At 72.7% G+C, this 23,488-nt stretch carries 27 protein-coding genes; 16 read left to right on the top strand and 11 right to left on the bottom strand.

Going from position 1 to position 23,488, the window contains the following annotated elements:
• Positions 1–68 precede the first annotated feature (68 nt).
• Both fdxA and dapC read left to right on the top strand, forming a co-directional pair.
• Entirely contained in the window at positions 69–389 is a 321-nt protein-coding gene (gene fdxA, locus AMY39116_RS0328250; RefSeq protein ID WP_020420964.1) for a ferredoxin, read from the top strand.
• Positions 386–1,480: a succinyldiaminopimelate transaminase gene (dapC, locus tag AMY39116_RS0328245; protein WP_020420963.1), complete on the top strand. Its 1,095-nt coding sequence runs from the start codon at positions 386–388 to the stop codon at positions 1,478–1,480. Before fdxA ends, dapC begins: the two co-directional genes overlap by 4 nt.
• Here dapC and AMY39116_RS0328240 read toward each other — a convergent pair.
• Positions 1,474–2,661, bottom strand: a complete 1,188-nt coding sequence (locus AMY39116_RS0328240; RefSeq protein ID WP_020420962.1) for a serine hydrolase — start codon at positions 2,659–2,661, stop codon at positions 1,474–1,476. The two genes, dapC and AMY39116_RS0328240, sit on opposite strands and share 7 nt — an antisense overlap.
• Before the next feature lie 67 nt (positions 2,662–2,728).
• Positions 2,729–3,325: a TetR/AcrR family transcriptional regulator gene (locus AMY39116_RS0328235; protein WP_020420961.1), complete on the bottom strand. Its 597-nt coding sequence runs from the start codon at positions 3,323–3,325 to the stop codon at positions 2,729–2,731.
• 71 nt (positions 3,326–3,396) lie between these two features.
• On the opposite strand from AMY39116_RS0328235, the gene AMY39116_RS0328230 reads away from it, so the two are divergent.
• On the top strand, positions 3,397–4,773 hold the full coding sequence (locus AMY39116_RS0328230) for an FAD-dependent monooxygenase (protein WP_020420960.1): 1,377 nt from the start codon (positions 3,397–3,399) through the stop codon (positions 4,771–4,773).
• A gap of 665 nt (positions 4,774–5,438) precedes the next feature.
• Here AMY39116_RS0328230 and AMY39116_RS0328225 read toward each other — a convergent pair.
• From AMY39116_RS0328225 to AMY39116_RS0328215, 3 genes are read right to left on the bottom strand one after another with little or no spacing between them, the layout of a single operon-like run.
• Positions 5,439–6,380, bottom strand: coding sequence for a CHAD domain-containing protein (locus AMY39116_RS0328225; RefSeq protein WP_027936286.1), 942 nt, complete (start codon positions 6,378–6,380; stop codon positions 5,439–5,441).
• A gap of 36 nt (positions 6,381–6,416) precedes the next feature.
• Entirely contained in the window at positions 6,417–7,397 is a 981-nt protein-coding gene (gene dapD / locus AMY39116_RS0328220; protein ID WP_020420958.1) for a 2,3,4,5-tetrahydropyridine-2,6-dicarboxylate N-succinyltransferase, read from the bottom strand.
• Positions 7,398–7,412: 15 nt separating this feature from the next.
• Positions 7,413–7,847: a hypothetical protein gene (locus tag AMY39116_RS0328215; protein WP_020420957.1), complete on the bottom strand. Its 435-nt coding sequence runs from the start codon at positions 7,845–7,847 to the stop codon at positions 7,413–7,415.
• Positions 7,848–7,881: 34 nt separating this feature from the next.
• On the opposite strand from AMY39116_RS0328215, the gene dapE reads away from it, so the two are divergent.
• From dapE to AMY39116_RS0328200, 3 genes are read left to right on the top strand one after another with little or no spacing between them, the layout of a single operon-like run.
• Positions 7,882–8,958 carry a succinyl-diaminopimelate desuccinylase gene (gene dapE / locus AMY39116_RS0328210; RefSeq protein ID WP_020420956.1) on the top strand — a complete coding sequence of 359 codons (1,077 nt, stop codon included), beginning with the start codon at positions 7,882–7,884 and terminating at the stop codon, positions 8,956–8,958.
• A gap of 25 nt (positions 8,959–8,983) precedes the next feature.
• Positions 8,984–9,754 carry a TIGR00730 family Rossman fold protein gene (locus AMY39116_RS0328205; RefSeq protein WP_017986898.1) on the top strand — a complete coding sequence of 257 codons (771 nt, stop codon included), beginning with the start codon at positions 8,984–8,986 and terminating at the stop codon, positions 9,752–9,754.
• A complete protein-coding gene (locus tag AMY39116_RS0328200) occupies positions 9,755–10,321 on the top strand; it encodes a TIGR00730 family Rossman fold protein (protein ID WP_020420955.1) in 567 nt (188 codons plus the stop codon).
• Between the two features lie 49 nt (positions 10,322–10,370).
• Here AMY39116_RS0328200 and AMY39116_RS0328195 read toward each other — a convergent pair whose 3' ends face one another.
• Complete coding sequence (locus AMY39116_RS0328195) at positions 10,371–11,042, bottom strand: 1-acyl-sn-glycerol-3-phosphate acyltransferase (protein WP_020420954.1); 672 nt, start codon at positions 11,040–11,042, stop codon at positions 10,371–10,373.
• A 48-nt stretch (positions 11,043–11,090) separates the two neighbouring features.
• On the opposite strand from AMY39116_RS0328195, the gene AMY39116_RS0328190 reads away from it, so the two are divergent.
• The 4 genes from AMY39116_RS0328190 to AMY39116_RS0328175 are packed head-to-tail and all read left to right on the top strand — an operon-like array spanning position 11,091 to position 13,354.
• The gene (locus tag AMY39116_RS0328190; protein WP_020420953.1) at positions 11,091–12,035 is read left to right on the top strand and encodes a glucosyl-3-phosphoglycerate synthase; all 945 of its coding nucleotides are present in this window, start codon (positions 11,091–11,093) and stop codon (positions 12,033–12,035) included.
• A 1-nt stretch (position 12,036) separates the two neighbouring features.
• Positions 12,037–12,339, top strand: coding sequence for a DivIVA domain-containing protein (locus AMY39116_RS0328185; RefSeq protein WP_017986902.1), 303 nt, complete (start codon positions 12,037–12,039; stop codon positions 12,337–12,339).
• Positions 12,336–12,791, top strand: a complete 456-nt coding sequence (locus AMY39116_RS0328180) for an SRPBCC family protein (protein ID WP_020420952.1) — start codon at positions 12,336–12,338, stop codon at positions 12,789–12,791. Before AMY39116_RS0328185 ends, AMY39116_RS0328180 begins: the two co-directional genes overlap by 4 nt.
• Entirely contained in the window at positions 12,788–13,354 is a 567-nt protein-coding gene (locus AMY39116_RS0328175; RefSeq protein ID WP_020420951.1) for a DNA-3-methyladenine glycosylase I, read from the top strand. Before AMY39116_RS0328180 ends, AMY39116_RS0328175 begins: the two co-directional genes overlap by 4 nt.
• A gap of 1 nt (position 13,355) precedes the next feature.
• On the opposite strand, the gene AMY39116_RS0328170 is transcribed toward AMY39116_RS0328175, so the two are convergent.
• Positions 13,356–14,150, bottom strand: a complete 795-nt coding sequence (locus tag AMY39116_RS0328170; protein WP_020420950.1) for an enoyl-CoA hydratase-related protein — start codon at positions 14,148–14,150, stop codon at positions 13,356–13,358.
• A 168-nt stretch (positions 14,151–14,318) separates the two neighbouring features.
• Here AMY39116_RS0328170 and AMY39116_RS43670 point away from each other — a divergent pair, with 168 nt between their 5' ends.
• Together AMY39116_RS43670 and AMY39116_RS0328160 are read left to right on the top strand one after the other, a co-directional pair.
• Positions 14,319–14,486 carry a DUF3117 domain-containing protein gene (locus AMY39116_RS43670; RefSeq protein ID WP_081617745.1) on the top strand — a complete coding sequence of 56 codons (168 nt, stop codon included), beginning with the start codon at positions 14,319–14,321 and terminating at the stop codon, positions 14,484–14,486.
• A 73-nt stretch (positions 14,487–14,559) separates the two neighbouring features.
• On the top strand, positions 14,560–15,981 hold the full coding sequence (locus AMY39116_RS0328160; protein ID WP_020420948.1) for a M17 family metallopeptidase: 1,422 nt from the start codon (positions 14,560–14,562) through the stop codon (positions 15,979–15,981).
• A 161-nt stretch (positions 15,982–16,142) separates the two neighbouring features.
• On the opposite strand, the gene AMY39116_RS0328155 is transcribed toward AMY39116_RS0328160, so the two are convergent.
• Positions 16,143–17,072, bottom strand: coding sequence for a LysR family transcriptional regulator (locus AMY39116_RS0328155; RefSeq protein ID WP_020420947.1), 930 nt, complete (start codon positions 17,070–17,072; stop codon positions 16,143–16,145).
• A gap of 107 nt (positions 17,073–17,179) precedes the next feature.
• On the opposite strand from AMY39116_RS0328155, the gene AMY39116_RS0328150 reads away from it, so the two are divergent.
• Entirely contained in the window at positions 17,180–18,337 is a 1,158-nt protein-coding gene (locus AMY39116_RS0328150; RefSeq protein ID WP_020420946.1) for an MFS transporter, read from the top strand.
• 78 nt (positions 18,338–18,415) lie between these two features.
• On the opposite strand, the gene AMY39116_RS0328145 is transcribed toward AMY39116_RS0328150, so the two are convergent.
• The 3 genes from AMY39116_RS0328145 to AMY39116_RS0328135 all read right to left on the bottom strand — a co-directional run bounded on the left by AMY39116_RS0328145 (position 18,416) and on the right by AMY39116_RS0328135 (position 20,345).
• Complete coding sequence (locus tag AMY39116_RS0328145) at positions 18,416–18,787, bottom strand: VOC family protein (protein ID WP_020420945.1); 372 nt, start codon at positions 18,785–18,787, stop codon at positions 18,416–18,418.
• A gap of 24 nt (positions 18,788–18,811) precedes the next feature.
• A complete protein-coding gene (locus AMY39116_RS0328140; protein ID WP_020420944.1) occupies positions 18,812–19,585 on the bottom strand; it encodes a helix-turn-helix transcriptional regulator in 774 nt (257 codons plus the stop codon).
• Between the two features lie 121 nt (positions 19,586–19,706).
• Positions 19,707–20,345: an O-methyltransferase gene (locus tag AMY39116_RS0328135; protein WP_020420943.1), complete on the bottom strand. Its 639-nt coding sequence runs from the start codon at positions 20,343–20,345 to the stop codon at positions 19,707–19,709.
• A gap of 191 nt (positions 20,346–20,536) precedes the next feature.
• Here AMY39116_RS0328135 and sigE point away from each other — a divergent pair, with 191 nt between their 5' ends.
• The 3 genes from sigE (at position 20,537) to AMY39116_RS0328120 (ending at position 23,406) form a co-directional block, all read left to right on the top strand.
• Positions 20,537–21,154, top strand: a complete 618-nt coding sequence (sigE, locus tag AMY39116_RS0328130) for an RNA polymerase sigma factor SigE (RefSeq protein WP_017986913.1) — start codon at positions 20,537–20,539, stop codon at positions 21,152–21,154.
• Positions 21,151–21,801 carry an anti-sigma factor gene (locus AMY39116_RS0328125; protein ID WP_020420942.1) on the top strand — a complete coding sequence of 217 codons (651 nt, stop codon included), beginning with the start codon at positions 21,151–21,153 and terminating at the stop codon, positions 21,799–21,801. The genes sigE and AMY39116_RS0328125 overlap by 4 nt, the downstream gene beginning before the upstream one ends.
• A gap of 81 nt (positions 21,802–21,882) precedes the next feature.
• The gene (locus AMY39116_RS0328120; RefSeq protein WP_027936284.1) at positions 21,883–23,406 is read left to right on the top strand and encodes a S1C family serine protease; all 1,524 of its coding nucleotides are present in this window, start codon (positions 21,883–21,885) and stop codon (positions 23,404–23,406) included.
• Positions 23,407–23,488 lie beyond the last annotated feature (82 nt).

The raw sequence follows: 23,488 nt of genomic DNA, 5'->3' as shown, positions 1-23,488 counted from the left end.
AAGGTCCGCGCATCGGCGCGTAATGTCCAGGATCGGTAGTGGATCCTTGGACCTAGCTGGAGATCGCAGTGACGTACGTGATTGCCGAGCCCTGCGTCGACGTGCTCGACAAGGCGTGCATCGACGAATGCCCCGTCGACTGCATTTACGAAGGCGACCGCATGCTCTACATCCACCCGGACGAGTGCGTGGACTGCGGTGCCTGCGAGCCGGTGTGCCCGGTCGAGGCCATCTACTACGAGGACGACGTCCCGGACGAGTGGGCCGAGTACACCAAGGCCAACGTCGACTTCTTCGACAGCCTCGGCTCGCCCGGCGGCGCCTCGAAGGTCGGCAAGACCAGCAACGATCCGCAGTGGATCAAGGACCTGCCCCCGCAGGGCGAATGAACCGCGGCGGTACCGGCCTGCCCGACTTCCCGTGGGACTCGCTCGCCGAGCCCACGGCGCGGGCGAAGTCCCACCCCGGCGGCCTCGTCGACCTCTCGGTCGGCACCCCGGTCGACCCGGTGCCCGAGTCGATCCGCGCCGCGCTGGCGTCGGTGTCGGAGATCCCCGGGTACCCGACCACCCACGGCACGCCTGAGCTGCGCGCGGCGGCGGTCGAGGCGCTGAGCCGCCGGCACGGGGTCACCGGCGTCGATCCGGCGGCGGTGCTGCCCACGATCGGGTCCAAGGAGCTGGTCGCCTGGCTGCCGCGGCTGCTGGGCGCCGAGCCCGGCGACACCGTGGTGATCCCCGAGCTGGCCTACCCGACCTACGAGGTCGGCGCGCTGCTGGCCGGCGCCGGGATCGTGCGTGCCGACGACCCCCGTGGCCTGGCCGAGCCGCCCGCGATGGTGTGGCTGAACTCGCCGTCCAACCCGACCGGACGCGTGCTGGGCGCCGAGGCGCTGCGCGAGATCGTCGAGTGGGCGCGCGAGCGGGACGTGATCGTGGTCTCCGACGAGTGCTACCTCGCGCTGGGCTGGGACGCCGATCCGGTGTCGATCCTGCACCCGTCGGTGTGCGGCGGCCGCCACGACAACCTGCTGGCCGTGCACTCGCTGTCGAAGTCCGCGAACCTGGCCAGCTACCGCGCCGGGTTCGTCGCCGGTGACCCGGAGCTGGTCGCCGGGCTGCTGGCGGTGCGCAAGCACGCCGGCATGATCGTGCCGCGCCCGGTCCAGGAGGCGATGACGGTCGCCCTGGCCGACGACAGCGCCCTGTCGCTGCAGCGCGATCGCTACGCCCGCCGTCGGGTGGTGCTGCAGAAGGCGTTGCAGGACAACGGTTTCCGCATCGATCACTCGGAGGCCGGGCTCTACCTGTGGGCCACCCGCGGTGAGGACTCCTGGGAGACCCTGCGGTGGCTGTCCGAGCGCGGGATCCTCGTCGCGCCGGGCACGTTCTACGGCCCCGCGGGCGGCGAGCACGTGCGGGTGGCGCTCACCGCGACCGACGAGCGCGTCGAAGCCGCCTCCGAGCGCCTCGCTCAGTAGCCGAGCAACGCCTGCCGTTCCTGCTCGATGACGTCCGGGAAATCGGGCAGGTCGTAGTTCGACAGGATTACGGCCACCCAGTCGGTGTCGAGGTAGATCGACCAGTTCGTGTTGCCCCCGGCGATACCGCCGCCGTGGTTGACGATCCGTTGCCCCTCGACTAAGCCGACCAGCGGGCCGTACGCCTGGAAAGTCTCGCCGCGTGGCGCGCCACCCCGCATCGGCGGACTGCTGATCTTGCCACCCGTGTACAGGTCCCGGTAGGCGTGGCCGAGCAGTCTTCCGTCCCGCAGCGCGAGCGCGAAGCGCACCAGGTCGGGAGCGGTCGAGAAGGCCCCGCCACCGCCGGATCCGACGAAGGCGCGTGCGGCGTTGCTACCGAACCCGCCGTTGACGGTGGAGCCGGCGGAGAGGTCGCGCACGCCATCCACCCGCGAGCCGTCCTGCAGGTAGACGTACGGGTGGGCGATGCGCACGTTCGCCAGCCAGTCCGCCCGTGTGCAGTAGGCGGAGTCGCGCATCCCGGCCGGATTGAAGATGTGCTGCCGGACGTAGTCCTGGAACGGCTGCCCGGACACGGTCGCGACGATCTCGCCGAGGATTTCGTAGCCCTCGCTGCTGTACGCCTTGTCGCTGCCGGGGACGAACCGCAGCGACAGCTCACGGGTGCTCCGGGCCAGGTACTCGGTGCGTTCCTCGACGCTGGTGAAGATCCTGCCTTCGCTGGTCGCGGAGGTCAGCCCGCCGGTGTGGGTGAGCAGGTGGTGCACGGACACCCTGGTCGCGACCTCGGCGGGGAAACCGTCCAAGTGGTCGCCGATCTTGTCGTGGAACCGCAGCTTGCCCTGCTCGGCGAGCTGGACGACGGCCAGCCCGGTGAACGGCTTGGCACCCGATGCCAGGTTGAAGATCGTGTCGTCCCGGTTGGGGACGCCGTGCTCCTGGTCCGCCATCCCGTACGAGCGGACCAGCACCGGCCGGCCCCCGCGGGCCACGAGCACGGTGCCGGAGAACCGGTCCTCGGCTGCGCGCTGTGCCAGGTAGCGGTCGTAGGCGCCGCCCGGCCGCAGTGCCGCGGGCACGGCCGTGGAGCTGCCGGCGGCCGCGGCCGGAGGCGCGGCCAGCAGGCCGGTGGCCAGCGGGACGGCGCTGAGCGCGGCCCGCCGGGAAAACGTCGTCATCTGCGTCTCCCGTCGTGATCGTTCGGGAGAGAGTGAACCGGGGCGCCCGTTTCCCGGGTGTTTCCGCTCAGTAGTCGCGGCCGGTGAGGCCCCGGTAGACGAACCGGGTGAGGGCTTCGAGCGCCTCTTCTTCGGGCAGGTCCAGCAGCCCGTCGTGCCACTGCCGCACGAAGGTCTCGGCCGCCGTGGTCATCATCGTGACGCTCGCGAGCGGAGTGCCGGGCAGGCGGTGGCCCGCCTTGGTCACGTAGTCCACGTGGTCGGTCAGTTCCTCGTTCTGCGCGCGGGTGAACTCCGCGAGCTTGCGGGCGAAGTCCGCGTTGACCATCGCCGCCTGCTGCAGCGCGCGCATTGTCGGCGCGTGCTCGCGGTAGAAGCGCCAGTACGCCTCGACGTGGAAGCGGACCGCCGCGGGGTCGGCGAAGTCCGGGCTGTGACCGGCCTGGTCGGCGCTCTCGTCGCCGGCCACCTCCAGGTCCGCCAGCAGTGATTCGAGCAGCTCTTCCTTGCTGGCGAAGTGGTTGTAGAACGATCCGGCCGCCCGGCCCGCCTCCGCCGTGATGTCGGTGATCTTCGTGTTCAGGTAGCCGCGCGTGGCGAACAGCCGCTGCGCCGCGGCCTTCAGCGCGGCCTCGGTCTCCGCCGCCTTCTCCTTGCGCTTCACGGCACCTCCTTGACGGGAGCACGCTAGCAAGTCCATTATGAATCGAGATTCAGTGAATGGAGATTCATAAAATGGACATTGTGATCGCGGGTGCGGGCCCGGCGGGGCTCACCCTGGCCATCGACCTCGCCCGGCGCGGCGTCGGCGTGCGGATCGTCGACAAAGCGACCGAGTTCTTCCGCGGCTCCCGTGGCGACGGGCTGCAGCCGCGCACCCTGGAGGTGTTCGACGACCTCGGGGTCATCGACGCCGTGCTGACCGCGGGCCGGGAGATGCCGGCCTTCCGGGTGCACCTGGACGGCGAGTACGTCATGGAGCGCCGGATGGGCGAGCGGCGCGAGCCGACGCCCGACGTGCCCTACCCGAACGGCTGGGTGCTTGGGCAGTCGCAGACGGAGGGCATCCTGCGCGACCGGCTGGCCGAGTTCGGGGTGCGGGTCGAGCTGGGTGCGGAGTTGACCGGCTTCACGCAGGACGGCGCCGGGGTCACCGCGGAGCTGTCGACCGGTGAGACGGTGCGCGCGGACTACCTGGTCGGCGCGGACGGCGGGCGCAGTTTCGTGCGGAAGGCGCTGGGGATCGAGTTCGAGGGCGTCACCGACGAGTCGGTGAAGATGCTGCTCGGCGACGTCGAGGCCGATCTGGACCCGGAGTTCGGCTACTGGTTCGCGCGTGCGGCGGACCCGGGCAGCGGGGTCATGATGAGCCCGCTGCCCGGGATCGGCCTGTTCCAGTTCGGCGCGCCGCTGGGGGAGGCCGACGCGGAACCGACCGCGGAGACCCTCCAGTCCATTTTGGATGGTCTGAATGCGGGGGTGCGCCTGGGGGAGCTGGCGTGGTCGACGGTGTGGCGGCCGAACGTGCGCCTGGCGAAGCGGTTCCGGGAGGGCCGGGTGTTCCTGATCGGCGACGCGGCGCACGTCCACCCGCCGACCGGTGGGCAGGGGCTGAACACGGGCGTGCAGGACGCCTACAACCTGGGCTGGAAGCTGGCCGACGGGTCACCGGAGCTGCTGGACAGCTACGAAACCGAGCGGCGGGCGGTGGCCGAGCGGGTGCTGGGGGTCTCCTCGGAGCTGCTGCGCAGGCACCTGGAAGGTGATGAGCGGGCCCACGAACGGGGTGCGGAGACCCAGCAGCTCGACATCAGCTATCGGGTGACGGACGAGCCGGGCCTCGCGGTGGGGGACCGCGCGCCGGACGCGCCGGTCCTGGACGCCGGCGGCGCGAAGGTCCGCCTGTTCGACCTGTTCCGCGGCCCGCACGCCACGAGGCTGATTTTCGACGCCGACGCACCGGAGGAGCCACACACCTACGCGGTGCTGCGCCCGGGGGTGAAGGCGGCGGGGCGGTACGTCGTGGATGCGGAGGGCTTCGCGTTCTCGGCCTACGACGCGAAGGAGGTGGTCGTGCGGCCGGACGGCTATGTGGGCGCGCTGACCCGCTAGCCGCGGGCGTGCGGTCGGCCGGGCGCGATGGTGTCGGGTCGGTGGGGGAGCGGTGCCCGTCGCGCTGGGCCGGGCGCGCTGGTCTCGGGTCGGTGGGGGCGCGGGCGTTGCGTTGGGCAATGTGCGCTGGTCTCGGGTCGGTGGGGGCGCGGGCGTTGCGTTGGGCAATGTGCGCTGGTCTCGGGCCGGTGGGGGAGCGGGCGTTGCGGCGGGTGGCGGTGGCCGCCGGTCGGCGGGGGCGGGCGTTGCGGCGGGTGGCGAGAGGGCGCTCGTTTCGGGCGATGCCCGCCCGGGCAGTGTGCGATCCGCGGCGGCCCGCTGACCTCGCGGCTGTCCCGGTCCGGCAGGCCCCGCCGGGCGGCGGTGGCGAGAGGGTGCTCGTTTCGGGCGATGCCCGCTCGGGCAGTGCGCGATCCGCTGCGGCCCGCTGACCTCGCGGCTGTCCCGACCCGGCAGGTCCGCCGGGCGGCGGGTGGCGAGAGGGCGGTGGTCTCCGCGGGCGGTGCTGCGGGCCTCGCGCGATGGTCTCGCCATGGCGGCGGACTGCGGGCCTTGCGGTTGCCCGTCCGGGCAGTGCGCGAGCTGCGGGGCCCTCCCGTTGCGAGCGGCGCGGCTGGGCATCGTGCGAGCGATCTGGTTCCGCGGCAATGCCCGTCCGGAGTGAGCTAGCCGCAGACCTTCGCCGCCGCGGTGTGCACGTCCGCCAGCACCGCGCCCCAGGTGGCCCGCGCCGCCGCGCGGCGCCTCAGTTCGCGCTCCGCGATGCGGCCCGCGACGAAACCGACGGCCGGCTCGTCCGTCGCGGCGACCAGCGCCCGCATCCGCTCGGCGGCCACCACCGCGTCCTGGTGGTCGCCCAGCACGTCCTGCAGCCGCTTCGTCGCCTTGATCAGCTCGCGCACCCGCGTGACCTGCTTCTTCCGCGCCGCCGACTTCGCCGTCTCCGCCGCGTACCGCAGGCGCTTCCCGTGGATCCGCAGCTCGTGCAGCTCGTCGTCCGGCGGGTCGGCCGGCAGCGCGGCCACCGCCTTCGTCAGCTTCCGGTACGGCTTCCGCACCACGGCGGCGACGTCGACCGGTCCGGGCTGAGCACCGGGGGTGAGCTGCAGCTCCGTCAGCACCAGTCGCGCCGTCGACCGCAACAGCGCGGCATACCGGGCGCTGCCGAGGCACCGGTTCAGGCGGCGCTTCGCCTTCGACCGCTCCGCGACGAAGATCCGCACCAGCCGCGCGCCCGCCTGCTGGTCGGACTCGTCGAACGACGCGACCGTGGCCCGCAGGTGGTCGATCAGCACGTCGTGATCACGCACCTCGCCGAGCCCGGCGCCCAGCCACTTCAGCTCGGCCCGCACGTCGTCGCCCGCCGGCCCCAGCAGCTTCAACGCGCTGCGGAGCCGGCGGACGGCGACGCGCATCTGGTGCAGGTCCTCGGGATCGGCCCCGGACCGCGTGCCCGGCTCGTACTTGAGCATCGCGCGCAGCTGACCGTCGATCCGCGCCCGCAGCAGGGCCTCGGGGGTGTCCCGCGGCCCCGCGACCAGCGGTTCGCCGGGCAGACCCAGGTCACCGGCGGTCACGACACGGGATGGCAACGTAGCGGTGCTCACCGGATGAATGATAGGTGAACGAAAATCGCACCCAGGTCAGTTCGCGTGCAGCATCTCGTTCAGCTCGATGCCCGCCCCGGTCCGCGGAACGGCTTCGACCGCGCCGGTCTCGGAGTTGCGGCGGAACAACGCGCCGGAGATGCCGGACAGCTCACGAGCCTTGACGGTCTTGCCCTCGACCACGACCTTCGTCCCGGCCGTGACGTAGAGCCCGGCCTCGACCACCGAGTCGTCGCCGAGGGAGATGCCGACCCCGCCGTTCGCGCCGATCAGGCAGCGCTCACCCAGCGAGATGACCTCCTTGCCGCCGCCGGACAGTGTGCCCATGATCGACGCGCCGCCGCCGACGTCGGTACCGTCGCCGACGACCACACCGGCCGAGATGCGGCCCTCGACCATCGACGCGCCGAGCGTGCCCGCGTTGAAGTTGACGAAGCCCTCGTGCATGACGGTGGTGCCGTTGGCCAGGTGCGCGCCGAGGCGCACGCGGTCGGCGTCGCCGATCCGCACCCCGGTGGGCATCACGTAGTCGACCATGCGCGGGAACTTGTCGACGCTGTAGACGGTGACCGGGCCGCGCGCCCGCAGCCGCAGCCGGGTCTGCTCGAAGCCCTCGACCGGGCACGGGCCGTGGTTGGTCCACACGACGTTGGCCAGCAGGCCGAAGATGCCGTCCAGGTTCTGCCCGTGCGGCTGCACCAGGCGGTGCGACAGCAGGTGCAGGCGCAGGTAGATGTCGTGCGCGTCGGCCGGGGCCTGCGCGAGCGTGCCGATGGTGGTGCGGACGGCGACCACCTCGACGCCACGGGCCTCGTCCGGGCCGAGCAGCGCGGCGGCGGCCTCGCCGAGGACCTCGGCGGCCTGCTCGCGGGTCAGCCGCTCGGTTCCGCTGGTGCCGGGCTCACCCAGCTTGGGCTGCGGGAACCAGGTGTCCAGCACGGTCCCGTCGGTGGTGACGGTGGCCAGGCCGACGCCGTGCGCACCGGTGGTCTCGGGGTTGGGGCTCTGCTCGCTCACGGCCCCAACCGTAACTCAGCCGGTCATGAGCTGGGTGTCCACCAGTTGCTTGACCGACCGGAGGCTGTCGGCGATCGCGGTGAGCGCCGTGGTGCACGCGCCGCCCGGCTCGGCGACGGCGTCGCAGTGGCCGCCGCGGTAGTCGCCGATGGCCTTTTCCAGGCCGTTCGCCGCCGCGACCACGTCCGGGTGCTTGGGGCCGGCCTGCTCGCGCACCAGGCCCGGGGTGCTGCCCAGCTCGGTGACGTACTTGCCGCAGCCGCGCGGGGTCTGGCCGGCCGGGTCGCGGAAGCAGGTGTCCGCGGTGAGGGCGTTGAGCTTGACCGACAGGGCGTACGGCGTTTCCGCCTGGCCCCCGCCGCCCTTCGGGGTCGGGCCCGCCTCGTTCGAACAGCCGGCCAGCACGAGTGCCAGCGCACCGAGCGTGATCAGGGCCTTCCACGTGCGCATCCGCCCACCGTACGACACCCCCTAGAGTCGGGACATGACGACTCTCGACCTGCACGCTGACCCCGTCGACCTGACCGCCGCGCTGGTGGACGTCCAGAGCGTGTCCGGGCAGGAGGCGGCGCTGGCCGACGCGGTGCAGGCCGCGTTGCTCGCGCAGGCCGGGCACCTGGAGGTGGTGCGCAACGGCGACGCCGTGCTGGCCAGGACGAACCTCGGCAGGCCCGCCCGCGTGGTGCTGGCCGGGCACCTGGACACGGTGCCGGTCAACGAGAACCTGCCGGTGCGCCGCGAGGGTTCCGGCGACGACGAGGTGCTGCACGGGCTCGGCACGGTCGACATGAAGGGCGGCGACGCGGTGTTCCTGCACCTCGCCGCCACCGTCACCGAACCGCGCCACGACGTGACGTTCGTCTTCTACGACAACGAGGAGGTCGAGGCCGTGCGCAACGGTCTCGGCCGGATCGAGCGGGAGATGCCGGAGTGGCTGGCCGGTGACCTGGCGATCGTCGGGGAGCCGTCGAACGCGGTCATCGAGGCAGGCTGCCAGGGCACGATGCGGGTCGAGCTGCGCCAGACCGGCAAGCGCGCGCACACCGCGCGGGCCTGGATGGGCGTCAACGCGATCCACGCGCTCGGCGAGCCGCTGCGGCGGCTGGAGGCCTACGAGGCGCGGGTGGTCGACATCGACGGCCTGACCTACCGCGAGGGTCTGCAGGCCGTGCGGATCTCCGGCGGCGTCGCCGGCAACGTCGTGCCGGACGAGGCCGTGCTCGCCGTGAACTTCCGGTTCGCCCCGGACCGCAGCCCGGAACAGGCCGAAAAGCACCTGCGCGAGGTGTTCGACGGCTACGAACTGTCCGTTGTGGACCTCTCGCCGGGTGCGCTGCCCGGGCTGACGGCCCCGGCGACGGCCGAGCTGGTCCAAGCCGCCGGCGGCGCGGTGGCGGCGAAGCTGGGGTGGACGGACGTCGCCCGGTTCGCCGCGCTCGGCATGGCCGCGGTGAACTTCGGTCCCGGGAACCCGACCCTCGCGCACACCCGCGAGGAGCACGTCGCGGCGCGGGAGATCCGGCAGGTCACGCGCGTGCTGCGGGACTTCCTGGGCCAGTAAGCTCGGCGGCGTGACAGGGCCAGAAGTGGACGGAACGTCCGAGTATCCCGAGCACCCGCGGGAGAAGCAGCGGGGGCCGGTCGTGCTGCGCCGCGAGCGCCGCATCGAGCCGACCACCACCGACCAGCGCCTGCTCGACTCGCGCGGGCCCAGCGACTGGGTGCACACCGACCCGTGGCGGGTCATGCGCATCCAGGCCGAGTTCGTCGAGGGCTTCGGCGCGCTGGCCGAGGTGCCGCGCGCGGTCACCGTGTTCGGTTCGGCCCGCACGCCGCGTGACCACCCCGAGTACGAGCTGGGCCGCAAGATCGGCGCGGGCCTGGCGAACGCCGGGTTCGCGGTCATCACCGGTGGCGGGCCGGGCGCGATGGAGGCGGTCAACCGCGGCGCGTCCGAGGCGGGCGGGCTGTCCATCGGGCTGGGCATCGAGCTGCCGTTCGAGCAGGGCCTGAACCCGTGGGTCGATCTCGGGGTGAACTTCCGGTATTTCTTCACCCGCAAGACGATGTTCATCAAGTACGCGCAGGCGTTCATCTGCCTGCCCGGTGGGTTCGGCACACTGGACGAGCTGTTCGAGGCGCTCACCCTGGTCCAGACCAAGAAGGTGACGAAGTTCCCGGTGGTCCTGTTCGGACGGTCCTACTGGGGCGGGCTCTACGACTGGGTCCGGGACTCGGTGCACGCCCAGGGCAAGATCAGTGACAAGGACCTGGCGCTGCTGCACCTCACCGACGACGTCGACGAGGCGGTGGCGATGGTCGAGGAGGCCTACAAGGCCTGGGAGGACACCCACTAAGTGAAGCGAATCTGTGTGTTCTGCGGTTCTTCCGGCGGCGGCGACCCGGTGTACGTGGACGCCGCCACGGCGCTCGGCAAGCTGCTCGCCGAACGCGGCATCGGCCTGGTCTACGGCGGCGCGAGCGTCGGCCTGATGGGCGCGGTGGCCGACGGCGCGCTCGCGGCGGGCGGCGAGGTGATCGGCGTGATCCCGGAGCACCTCAAGCGGGTGGAGATCGCCCACGCGGGCCTGTCGGAGCTCGTGGTGACCGCCGACATGCACGAACGCAAGGCGAAGATGGCCGAGTACGCCGACGCGTTCCTGGCCCTGCCCGGCGGCGCCGGGACGTTGGAGGAGCTGGCCGAGGTCTGGACCTGGGCGCAGCTGGGCCTGCACGAAAAGCCGATCGGCCTGGTCGACGTGCGCGGGTACTACCGCCCGTTCCAGGAGTTCATCGACCACATGGTCACCGAGAAGTTCCTGCGCCCGGAACACCGGGACCTGGTCTTCGTCGACGAGGACCCCGCCGCGCTGCTGGACGCCTTCGCGAAGTACGAGGCTCCCGACATCGCCAAGTGGCAGTGACGCACCCCGGTCGCACATCGTCGAGAATGTGCGACCGGGGTGAGGGTCGCTAGGCGGCCTCCCCAGGCCGCTTGTGGTACTTGTCCACGTACTCCTGCCCCGACAACTCGGCGATCGCGTACATCACCTCATCGGTCACGGCCCGCCGGATCGCCGGTGACGCGTCCAGCCCGTCGTAGCGCGAGAAGTCCAAGGGCTCCCCGAACTCGACGGTGACCTTCGCGAACCGCGGGAACAGCTTGCCGTTGGGCAGCAGCTTCTCCGTCCCGGTCATGGCCACCGGCACGACCTTCGCCCCGGTCGCCAGGGCCAGCGAGCCGACTCCGGTGTGCCCGCGGTGCAGGCGGCCGTCGAGCGAGCGCGTGCCCTCCGGGTAGATGCCGAACACGCCGCCCTCGTCGAGGACCTTGCGGCCGGACTCCAGCGCCGCCAGCCCGGCCTTCGCGTTGCCGCGCTCCACCGGCACGAACCCCACCGCGTCCAGGAACGCGGCCATCAGCCGGCCCTTCAGGCCCTTGCCGGTGAAGTACTCCGCCTTGCCGAGGAACCGCACCCGCCGCGGGCTGACCAGCGCCAGCAGCGTCGTGTCCACGGCCGCGCGGTGGTTGGGCGCGAGGATCACCGGGCCGTACGCGGGAACCCTGTCGACGCCGCGCACCTCCGGCCGGTAGATCAGCTTGACCATCGGTACGGCCAGGAGACGGATCAGCTGGTAAAGCACGGGTTCCTCCAGTTCGTCGTCAATCCCAGCATGGCACGATCGGCGGTCATGGACACCGGCTGGTTCGCCCTGCGCACGTGGCAGGAGCCCGATTTCGACCCCGCTGACCTGGTACGGGCGAAAGCGGGCCGCACCGTGTCGGTGGTGCTGCCCGCGCTCGACGAGGAGAAGACGGTCGGCGAGGTGGTCGCGTCGGTGCGGCCGCTGGTCGGCACCCTCGTCGACGAGCTGGTGGTCGTCGACTCCGGTTCCACCGACGCGACGATCGAGGTCGCGGCGGAGGCGGGCGCGCGGGTCGTGCGCCGCGAGGACGTGCTGCCGGACCTCGAACCGCTGCCCGGCAAGGGCGAGGTGCTGTGGCGGTCACTGGCGGCGACCACCGGTGACCTCGTCGTGTTCCTCGACTCCGACCTCGTCGACCCCGACCCCGGGTTCGTGCCCGCGCTGCTCGGCCCGTTGCTGCTGGCCGAGGGCGTGCACCTGGTCAAGGGGTTCTACCGGCGGCCGCTGCGGGTCGAGTCCGCCGAGGCCGGGCACGGCGGCGGGCGGGTGACCGAGCTGCTCGCGCGCCCGGTGCTGTCCGCGCTGCGGCCCGCGTTGTCGGCGGTGGTCCAGCCGCTCGGCGGCGAGTACGCGGCCACGCGCGAGTTCCTCGAGTCGGTGCCGTTCGCGGCCGGGTACGGGGTGGAGATCGGGTTGCTGCTCGACGCCGAGGCCCGCTACGGCATGGCCGGGCTCGCGCAGGTCAACCTGGGTGTCCGGAAGCACCGGAACCGGTCGCTGCTGCAGCTGGGCGTCATGGCGCGGCAGATCCTCGGCACGGCGCTGGCTCGCTGCGGGGTCGACGCGGGCGGCTCGGGGACGCTGACGCAGTTCGTGGCCGAGGCCGGGGCGTGGGTGCCGCGGGAGTCGGACGTCCTGGTCGCCGATCGGCCGCCGATGCGCGAGGTGCGCTCGGGGGACGAACCCCGCCCGGGTGTGTCACGATTCTGACGTGACGACCGCCCTGATCTACCTCGTGATCATGCTGCTCGTGGCGGCTGTGGTGTTCCTGCTGGCCGCCGTCGTGTTCGGTCGCGGCGAGGAGCTGGCCCCGCTGCCGCCGGGCAGCTCGCCGACGCGCCTGCCGGTGCGGGACATCACCGGCGAGGACGTGCAGAAGGTGCGCTTCCAGCTCGTGCTGCGCGGGTACAAGATGTCCGAAGTGGACTGGGTGGTGCGGCGGCTGGGCGCCGAGATCGACGAGCTCCGCGCCAGGGTGGCCGAGCTCGAGGCGGAACGGCAGACCTCGGGATGATCGACCTGGTCCTGTCCGTGGACGTGCACGCGAGCGCGGGCACGACGTGGCTCGCGCTGACCGACTGGGAGCGGCAGCACGAGTGGATGCTCGGCACGCACGTCGAAGTCGTCGAGGGCGACGGCCGCAGCGTCGGGTCGAAGCTGAGCGCGTTCACCGGGGTGCGCGGGGTCGGCGTCACCGACCCGATGGTGATCACCAGCTGGGAGCCGCCGGTGCGGTGCACGGTCCGGCACCTGGGCAGCGTCGTCAAGGGCACCGGCGCCTTCCACGTGCACGCGAAGGGCGCGCACTCCTCGACGTTCGTGTGGTCGGAGAGCCTGGTGCCGCCGCTCGGGCCCGCGGGGCAGCTGGGCTGGCCGGTGGTGAAGCCCGCGTTCGTGATCGGGCTGCGGTACTCGTTGAAACGGTTCGCGAAGTTCGCGGAGAGCTATTCGGTGGGGCAGGTATGACGGAGTCGATCGGCGCCGACGGGGTGTCGCGGTGCCCGTGGGGGAACTCGGCCCCGGACTACGCCGAGTACCACGACACGGAGTGGGGCGTGCCGCTGCGCGGGCAGGACGCCCTGTACGAGCGGCTGTGCCTGGAGGCGTTCCAGTCCGGGCTGTCGTGGATCACGATCCTGCGCAAGCGGGAGGGCTTCCGGAACGCGTTCGCCGGTTTCGTGCCGGAGAAGGTGGCCGAGTTCGGTGACGACGACGTCGAGCGCCTGATGGCGGACGCGTCGATCGTGCGGAACCGGGCGAAGATACTGGCCGCGATCACGAACGCCCGCGCGATCACCATGCTGGACCAGCCGCTGGACGACCTGCTGTGGTCGTTCGCGCCGACGGGGGAGCGGCCCCGCCCGCGCACGATGGCGGACGTCCCGGCCATCACGCCCGAGTCGACGGCGATGGCGAAGGCGCTGAAGAAGCGCGGGTTCGCGTTCGTCGGCCCGACGACGTGCTACGCGCTGATGCAGGCCACCGGCATGGTCGACGACCACCTGGTGACTTGCTTCCGCGCGTCCTGACCTACTTGCCCTGGAAGTCCGGCTTGCGCTTGGCGACGAACGCCTCCACCGCCTCGCGGTGGTCGGCCGTAGAGCCGAGCACCGTCTGCGCCGCGTCCTCGGCGGCCAGCGCGTCCTCCAGCGAGCCCTCCGCGGCCACGGTCAGCACCTGCTTGATCTTCGCGTAGCTGACCGTCGGCCCGGCGGCGAGCTTCGCGGCGAGCGCCTGCGCCCGGCCGGCCAGCTCCTCGTCCGGCACGACCTCGGTGACCAGGCCCAGCGACAGCGCCTCCTCGGCGCCGACCGTGCGCGCGAGCAGCATCAGCTCGGCCGCCCGGCCGTAGCCGACCAGCCGCTGCAGCGTCCACGACGCGCCCGAGTCCGGGCCGAGCCCGACGTTGGCGAACGCCATCAGGAAGTTCGCCGACGACGCGGCGATGCGCAGGTCCGCGGCGTAGGCGAAAGCCGCTCCCGCGCCCGCGGCGGGCCCGTTCACCGCGGCGATCACCGGCTTCGGCATCTCCACGATGGCCCGGACGATCGGGTTGTAGTGGTCCTGCACGGTCCGCAGCGGCGCCGGGTCGCCCGCCTGCAGCAGCCCGACGTGCTCCTTGAGGTCCTGGCCCGCGCAGAACGCCTTGCCTGCGCCGGTCAGCACGACCGCGCGCACCGCCGGGTCCGCCGAAGCCTCGCGCAACGCGGCCAGCAGGCGCTCCTTCAGCTCGACGGTGAGCGAGTTGTAGGCCTTGGGGCGGTTCAACGTCACGGTGCGCACGCCGTCGGCGTCGGCGGTGAGCAGCACGTCCTCGGTGGTCACCGGAGGGCCTCCTGAAATCTCGGGTGAGGGGCGATACCAGCACCTAAGCAAACACGAAAAGATCGGTCCGCGTTCGCGCGCCCATCCTGATGAGGGAGAATGGGGCCTGACCCGGTTGGCTTGAAGAGCGCGACCCGGGCGCGCCGGTTGATACGGAGGGAGCACGCTATGGCGGCCATGAAGCCCCGGACCGGAGATGGTCCCCTCGAGGTGACTAAGGAGGGGCGGGGCCTCGTGATGCGCGTTCCGCTCGAGGGCGGTGGGCGACTTGTCGTCGAGCTGTCGGCCGAAGAGGCCAAGGACCTGGGGGTTGCCCTGCAGGAGGCCACCAGCTGACCCGCTCCCGTTCCGTCGTCACCGGCTGACGTCACGCGCGGCCGCAGTCCCTTGAGTTCCAGGAGGTCGCCAGATGGCGCGGTTCCCCCTGCCGTCCGTTCCCACCCGGCTGATCGACGTCGAGGTCGCCGACGGCCGCCGTCGAGGCGCCGACCTGGCCGTCCTGGTCCCCGCTGGTGCGGACGCGCCGGTCGCCGGAGTCGAGCACACCGGCAAGGCCGGTGAGGTCCGCCGGCTCCCCGGCGGGGACGTGCGCTGGCTGGTGGGGATCGGCGAGGGCGGGCCCGCGCACTGGCGCGCCGCGGGCGCGGCCCTCGCCAGGGAGGCCGCGGACGTCAAGGCGGTGCAGGTCGAACTGGGTGCCGACGTCACCGGCGAGCAGGTCGCGGAGCTGACCCTGGGGGCGCTGCTCGGCGGGTACCGGTTCAAGGTCAGCGGCGACGCGGAGCAGCCCGCGCTGCGCACGCTGCGCCTGGTCACGGCGGACGCCGGTCACCAGCGGGTCGTCGAGCGCGCGCGGGTGCTGGCCGGCGCGTCGGCGCTGGCCAGGGACCTGGCGAACACGCCGTCCAACGTCAAGAACCCGGAGTGGCTGGCCGACACCGCCGCGCGACTGGCCGGCGAGGTGCCCGGCCTGAGCGCCACGATCCGGGACGAGCAGTGGCTGGCCGCGCAGGGCTTCGGCGGGGTGCTCGCGGTCGGCGGGGGCTCGGCGAGCCCGCCGCGGCTGATCGAGCTGACGTACCGGCCGCGTGGCGCGGTCCGTCACCTGCTGCTGGTCGGCAAGGGCATCACGTTCGACACCGGTGGCCTGTCGATCAAACCGGCCGACGGGATGCACCTGATGCGCACCGACATGGCCGGCGGTGGCGCCGTCATCGCGGCCACGCTGGCGATCGCCTCGCTGCGGCTGCCGGTGCGGGTCACGGCGCTGGTCCCGGCGGCGGAGAACCACGTGTCCGGCTCGTCGTACCGGCCGGGCGACGTGGTGCGGCACTACGGCGGGCGGACCACCGAGGTGTCCAACACCGACGCCGAGGGTCGCATGGTCATGGCGGACGCGCTGGCCTACGGGATCCGGCGGTTCAGCCCGGACGCGGTGGTGGACGTGGCGACCCTGACCGGCGCGATGAAGGTCGCGCTGGGCCTGCGGACCGGCGGGCTGTTCGCCACGGACGACAAGCTGGCCGACGAGATCCGCGAGGCGGGCGCGAGCGTCGGGGAGGCGTGGTGGCGGATGCCGCTGCTGGACGCCCACGCCGACGCGGTGCGCGGCGAGCTCGCCGACGTGAAGCAGGCGCCCGGCGGGCCGGGCGGCATCACGGCGGCGCTGTTCCTGCGCGAGTTCACCGAGGGCCTGCCGTGGGCGCACCTGGACATCGCGGGTCCGGCCAGGGCCGAGAAGCCCTACGCGGAGGTCGTCCCGGGTGCGACGGGTTTCGCGGCGCGGACGCTGGTGGCGTTCGCGGAGGCGTTCGGTACGGACCAGGCGTAGTTCCAGGCGCGATGGTGTGGCTGCCCTGCGGGGACAGTGGCTCCACCACCCCGGCGGGCGGCGCGGGTCTGAAGCGCGGCGGCACTACTCCCAGGCCCGGCTCGGATCGGGCGTAGTTCCGGGCGCCGCCACCGTGGGTGGGGGCCGAGCCGTGTCGGTCGTCAGGCGTAGCGGGTGCCGTTGGTGCGCACGTAGTCGCGGAAGGCGGCTACCGCCGGGGTCGGTTCTTCGCCTGCCCGCCAGGTCAGCCCGATCGTGCGGCTGACCCGCGGCGACAGCGGCACCTCCACCACCCCGGCCGGCGGCGCTGGCCCGAACCGCGGCAGCAGCGCCACCCCCAGTCCCGCGGCGACCAGGCCGCGCGCGGTGTCCGACTCCTGGCTCTCGAACGCGATCTTCGGCTCGAACCCGGCCGCCGCGCACAGGTCGTCGATGATCTGCCGCAGCCCATAGCCGTGTTCGAGCGTCACGAACGGCTCGTCGGCCAGCTCCTCGACCCGGATGCGGCGCCGCCGGGCCAGCGGGTGCGCCTCCGGCACCGACAGCAGCAGGTCCTGCTCCGACAACGCGAAGCTGTCCAGCGCCGCGGTGTCCGGCAGCGGAGCCACCAGCGCCAGGTCCAGCTCACCGTCCGCGAGCCGGTCCAGCACGTGCTGTCGCGAGCCCTGGACCAGCGAAAACCGCACGCCGGGGTGGTCGGCGCGGAAGTCGCGCAGCAGCGAGGGGACCAGCCACCGGCCTAGCAGGTGCAGGAACCCGAGCACGACGTGCCCGCTGTCCGGCGAGATCTCCTCCCGCGTCTGCCGCACACCCGTCTCGACTGCAGCGAGCGCGCGGGCCGCCGTCGCCGCGAGGATTTCGCCCGCTCGCGTGAGCCGGACGCCGCGCCCGTCCGGCCGGGTCAGCGGCGCGCCGACGACCTCGGACAACCCGGCCAGGCGGCGGCTCACCGTCGGCTGCGGGATGCCCAGCCGCTCCGCCGCGCGGGTGATGTTGCGCGTTTCACGCAGGGCCGCCAGCAGGGCCAGGCTGGGCGCGAGCTTCGCAGCCAGCCGCTGGTCAGACGCTTCCGCCGGGCTTTCATACGTCACGGTATGAATTGTGCCAGTTCCACGCATTGGAAGTATTTTTTAGCGCGGCTTACTTTCGAGGCGTGTCAGTCGATGTGCTCGCCCCGGCCCGCCCGGCAACGCGCCGGGTGAAGCTCGCGGTCGCCGCTGCCGGGATTTCGTCGTTCGCCCTGCTCTACGCGCCGCAGCCGGTCCTGCCGCAGCTCGCCGCGCAGTACCAGCTCGACCCCGGTTCGGCGTCGCTGGCGGTGTCGGTGGCGACCGGGGCGCTGGCGATCGCGGTGCTGCCGATCGCGGCGTTGTCGGAGATCGTCGGGCGGCGGCCGATCATCGTCGCGTCGGTGACGTTGTCGGTCGTGCTCGGCCTGCTAATGCCGTTCGCGCCCTCGTACCCGGTGCTGCTCGCGATGCGGGCGTTGCAGGGGATCGCGATCGCCGGGTTCCCCGGGGTGGCCTCGGCGTACCTGGTGGAGCAGCTGGGCAAGACCGGGGTGGCCGCGGCGGTCGGGGCGATGATCGCGGGCAACACGGTCGGCGGCATGGTCGGCCGGCTGTCGGCCGGGTTCAGCGCGGAGGCCCTCGGCTGGCACGGCGCGCTGGCCGTGGTCGCGGGGGTGGCGCTGGTGTGCAGCGCGATCACGGTGTTGTCGTTGCCTGCGGGCGCGCGGCCGAGCGGTTCGGGGTTGCGGTTGCGGGACGTGCTGACCGGCGTCGGGACCGCGTTGCGGCGGCCGGTGCTGCTGGCCCAGTACGGGGTGGCGCTGCTCGCGATGGGCGCCTTCGTGGCGATGTACAACGCGGCGGGGTTCCGGCTGACCGGGGAGCTCGGGTTGTCGCCGGCGGTCGCTTCGCTGGTGTTCCTGGCCTACGCGGTGGGCTCGGTGTCGTCGTCGAACGCGGGCAGGCTGGTCGCCCGGTTCGGCCGGCCGCGCGCGGTGCTCGGCGGGCTGGCCGTGATGGCGACCGGGATCCTGCTCACCCTGCCCGACTCGCTGCCGCTGGTGGTGCTCGGTTTCGTGGTGCTCACCGGCGGTTTCTTCGCCGCGCACGCGGTCGCCAACGGCTGGGCCGCGGCGGAGGCCCCGGAGGGGGCGCGGGGGCAGGCGTCCGGGATGTACACGCTGGCCTACTACTTGGGCAGCAGCGTCGGCGGCACGGCCGGGAGCGTGGTCTTCGGACGGTTCGGCTGGAGCTGGCTGGTCGGGGCCGCGGTGGTGTGGCTGGCACTGGCCGGCGCCGCGGTGGTCGGGCGGCGGGCGCGGACCGCGCGGGTGGCTGCGGCCTAGAAGCCGGGTGGCCGCCATGATCAGCCTCCGCGCAGCCAGTACCCGCCGGGCGGTGATCCGGGCCTGACGGCAGCCCCCTCAGCCCTCCAGCAGGAAGTACTCGTTCCCGAACGGGTCGGTGAACCACGTCGCCTTCGTGCCCCATGGCATGGCTTGCGGTTGCCCCGCGAAGCGCACACCCCGGGCAGACATCTCGGCCTGCGTGGCGGCCACGTCAGGCGTCATCACCGTGATCCCGGTGCCGCCCGGGACCAGCTCCCGCGCGTAGACCTCCGGCTGCCCCAGCACGATCGACGTCACCGCGCCCGGCGGCGCCACGCTCAGGAACCGGTGCACCGGCCCGAACCGCAGGTCCTCCCGCTTCTCCCACCCCAGCGTGCCCACGTAGAAGCGCAGCGCCTCTTCCTGGTCGCCGACCAGGACCGTGGCCGAGTGCAGGTGCGTGATCACCCTCCGGACGCTACGGCGGCGCTCTCACCGGTGTCTTCTCCGTTCTTGCGCATCGGCCGAGGCGAGCGCGGGCAGGGCGATCAGCACCGGCGGCGACCAGTCCTGCCCCAGGTCCAGGTGCACGTCCCGCTGGTGCACCGGCGCCTCCGCCGACACCCGCACGGCCCGCGGACACGCGCCGGCCACGGTGCGGCCCGGGAGTAGCTGCGCCGTCGCGCCGCCGCCGCTGGGCAGCGCCGACGACATCACCCAGTACGTGCCCGCCGGGACCCCGGTGAGCAGGAAGTCACCGGGTTCGGCCAGCAGGGTGCCGCTGACCGGGAACCCGCGCGCGGCGCGCTTGGGGAACAGCCCGACGTACACGGCCGGGTCCGGCCCCAGCGCCACCTGCGCGGCCGGGCTCAGCCGGACCGTGCCCATCACCGTGCCGCCGCCCGCGCCCGGGGACGACATCGGCCGCGGCGGCGAGTCGGCGAGCACGTCCGGCAGCCGCCGGAACTCGACCGGCGTGGTGCCCACCGCGGCGGTGAACCGGGAGGTGAACGTGCCGACCGCGGAGAACCCGACCGCGTTGCAGATGTCGATGATCCGCTCGTCGGTCTGCAGGAGCAGCCTTTTGGTCCGCTCGAACCGGCGCGCCGTCAGGTACTGGCACGGCGGCATGCCGAGCTCCCGCGTGAACGTGCGGGCCAGGTGGAACGGGCTGTAGCCGACGTGGTCGGCGACGTCCCCCAGCCCCAACGGCTCCTCGGCGTGCGTGGTGATGAACCGCGCGGCGCTCAGGACTGCCTCGCGCATGACGACCCCCTCGTCGATCCGGACATTTCCCGCGTGAGGAGATCCTGCACCAGGGGTACGACGATTTCGAGGGGCGTCACACCGCGCCAGCGGCCCGCGACACAGCGCTGACCAGCGATGATCACTGCACCGCGGCGACCAGCAATCCCCCGCCGACCGGCAGCAGCGCCGGCACCAGCCGCTCGTCCTCACGGATGGCCCGCGCCAGCTCGCGCGCCGCGAGCACTCCGGGCTCCCGCCGCTCGCCGCGGGCCGCGTCGGTCACGCCGTGGAACGCGATCACCCCGCCGGGCCGCAGCAGCTGGACGCCGTGCTCGTAGTAACGCGGGTACTCGGCACGCGCCGCGTCGACGAACACCAGGTCGTAGCCGCCGCTGGTGAGGCGCGGCAGCACGTCCAGCGCCCGGCCCATGATCAGCCGCGTGCGGCCGGGCGGGTACCCGGCCTCGCGGAAGGTGCGGCGCGCGGCCTGGTGGTGCTCCGGCTCGATGTCGATCGAGGTGAGGACCCCGTCCGGGGCCATTCCGCGCAGCAGGTAGAGCCCGCTGACCCCGATGCCGGTGCCGATCTCGACCACCGCGCGCGCCCGCAGGCTCGTCGCCAGGAAGCACAGCGCCGCGCCGGTGGCCGGTCCGAGCGCCGCGCAGCCCAGTTCCGCCGAGCGCGCCCGCGCGGCGAGCAGCGCGGCGTCCGCCGGGTGGTCGGGCAGGTAGCCCTCGGCGTGGTCGCCGCCACTCGCCGCGAGCGTCTCGGAGGTCACGCGGCAAAGGTTAGCGCTGGTCGTCGCCAAACCCGTGGAAGACGTGCACACTTCTCTCAGGCGGCTCTCAGTCTCGTCTCACTACCCACATAAGGAGAGGGGCCAAGCTGGGTCTCAACGGGCGCCAGGGGGTTCCCGGGAACACAGTGCGGATGGCCCGCGTTGGACAGATCAGTTGGGAGAACAGCCTGATGGAGGTGCCGTCCCCCACGATGCAGAACAGCCTGGAGAACGAGCAGGTCGAGGGCCGCCCGGTCACCGTCGACGAGTCCGCGTGGACTCCGCCGTCGTGGGACGAGGTCGTCCGCGAGCACGGCGACCGCGTCTACCGGCTGGCGTACCGGTTGACCGGCAACACCCACGACGCCGAGGACCTCACCCAGGAGACGTTCATCCGGGTGTTCCGCTCGCTGGCCTCCTACAAGCCGGGCACTTTCGAGGGCTGGCTGCACCGCATCACCACGAACCTGTTCCTGGACATGGCGCGCCGCCGCTCGCGGGTGCGCATGGAGGGGCTGCCCGAGGACACCGACAGAATCGTCGGTGACGACCCGAGCCCCGAGCAGGTGTACAGCGACACGCACCTGGACCCGGACCTGCAGGCCGCGCTCGACGAGCTGCCGCCGGAGTTCCGCGCCGCCGTGGTGCTGTGCGACGTCGAAGGACTTTCCTACGAGGAGATCGGTGCGACGCTCGGCGTGAAGCTGGGCACCGTGCGCAGCCGGATCCACCGCGGCCGGCAGGCGTTGCGTGCCTCGCTCGAACGGCGCCGGGCGGCCAAGGAGGAATCCGTGGGGGTTTCCGCATGAGCGAACTGCGAGGCTGGGGCCTGCCCGAGTCTCACCTGCTTCCCGACGCCGTCGTCGCCTTCGTGGACGGCGAGATGAGCCTTGGCGCCCACGAGCGTGCCGCGTCGCACGTCGCCCGGTGCCCGATCTGCGCCGCCGAGGTGACGTCGCAGCGCCAGGTGCGCGCGGCGGTCCGGCGCGCGGAAGCACCCTCGATGCCGGCCAGCCTGCTGGCGAGCCTGCGCAACATCCCGCAGGACACCGACCTGCCGACCAGTCCCGACAACCTCGCCGTCACCGAGGACGGCCAGCTGGTCGCCATCCAGCGGCCCGACCGCGTCGCCGGTCTCCGGTCGTCCCCTTTTGGTTCGTCGGCGCCGCTCGGGTCGAGCGCGCCCCTCGGTAGTGGTTCCGCCGTTCTGGGCGGTCAGCGTCACCCCTCGGTGCGGCGCCGCGTCGCGCAGGGCGCCGGGGTGGCCGTGTCCGGCCTGGTCCTGAGCGCGCTCGCGCTGGTCGTGACCTCGTCGACCGGCGATCCCACGCAGGCCAACCCGGAGCCCGGCCAGGCGCCCGCGCCCGGTGTGCTGCGTGCGCAGCTCGGTGGCGAGCCGAGCGTGCCCGCCACCACCACGACGACCACGACTCCCGCCCCCGTGGCCAGTCGCTGACGCGCCCTTCACCGTCCGCGGGGGAGAATCGGTGGCGTAGGGTCGCGCCGACAGCACGACGAGCCATCCACCCGGGGAACGATGAGTCAGCCGAATCCACCACAGGACAGCGCAGGCGCGGAACCGCGGCTGGCGCCCCGCCCGCTGGACCGGCCGCCGGTGGATCCCGCGGAAGCCGGCGCGTTCGGCCGCCCGCACGGCGTGGACGGTGCCTTCGACAAGCTCTACACCCCCGGCACACGCAACGGCGACAAGATCGTCGCCGCGCCGCCCGCGCCGGAGTCGCTGGCCGAGGCCTTCGGCCGCCCGCCCGGCGCGGAGGACGTGCGGCTGCAGCGCCCCGCCGGGGACAACGGCAGGCAGCCGGGCGGTGATCCGGAGCCGCCGCTGTGGTCCCGCATGACCGACCCGTGGCGTGACCCGGGTTCGGCCGCGGTGCTGTCCCGCCCGGCGCTCGATCCCGACGACGAGGACGACGAGGACGCCGACCGTCCGCGCAGCGCCCAGCTGTCGCTGCCCGAGCTGCTGTTCGGCCGCCGCGTGAAGCCGGTCGCGCTGGGTCTGCTCGGGGTGGTGTGCCTGCTCATCGGCGCCGTCGGCGGCCTGATCGGCTGGTGGCTCGGCGGTGCGGGCGACTCGCTCACCGGGTCGGCGACGATCTCCGAGGCCGAGGCGGGCAAGGAACGCGCGCCCGGTTCGATCGCCGACATCGCGCAGCGGGTGGCGCCCGCGGTCATTTCGATCGAGGTGAAGTCCGGTCAGTCCGGCAGCGTCGGCTCGGGCGTGATGATCGACCCGCAGGGTTATGCGATCACCAACAACCACGTCATCTCGCTGGCCACCAGCGACCCGCAGGCGAAGATCACCGCGGTGTTCACGGACGGCACCCGCACCGAGGCGCGGGTGGTCGGGACGGATCCGAAGACGGACCTGGCCGTGATCAAGGTGGCGGTGTCGAACCCGACGGTGCTGCAGATCGGCGACCCGGCCGGCCTCGAACCGGGTGATTCGGTGATCGCCGTGGGGTCGCCGCTGGGCCTGGAGAACACCGTGACCTCGGGCATCGTGAGCGCGCTGCACCGGCCGGTGACGGCGGCCGGTGAGAACGGCGAGCCGCCGGTCACGTACGACGCGATCCAGACCGACGCGCCCATCAACCGCGGCAACTCGGGCGGCGCGCTGGTCGACTCGACGGGCGCACTGGTGGGCATCAACTCGTCGATCCGCACGGACGGCGGGGCGGACGGTTCGGGCGGCAGCATCGGCATCGGATTCGCCATCCCGGCCGACGACGCGATCAAGATCGCGCGGACGCTCATCAGCAGTGGCCAGGTCAAGCACGCCGACATCGGGGTGAACGCGGCGTCGGTCGCGGCGGAGACGTCGGAGGGCGCGCAGGTGCTGAACGTCGCCGACGGCGGTCCGGCCGCGCGGGCGGGCATCGCGGAGGGCGACGTCATCACCAAGCTCGGCGACCGCCTGGTCCGCAACGCGGCGGAGCTGACGGTGGCGGTGCGGCAGCACGAGGTCGGCGAGACGGTGCCCGTGCAGCTGGTCCGGCAGGGGCGGACGCTGATGGTCGACGTGACGCTCGGCTCGGACTGACCGCCGGATGGACGAGACGTGAACTCCGCGCGCGGGATCCGAACAGGCCGGTCGGCGGGGTAATCTGAGGTAGCTGGAGCCG

This window comes from Amycolatopsis sp. ATCC 39116, assembly GCF_000231075.2.
In the GTDB taxonomy this organism is placed as follows: domain Bacteria; phylum Actinomycetota; class Actinomycetes; order Mycobacteriales; family Pseudonocardiaceae; genus Amycolatopsis_E; species Amycolatopsis_E tucumanensis.
This window is presented reverse-complemented; position numbering and strand designations above follow the sequence as displayed.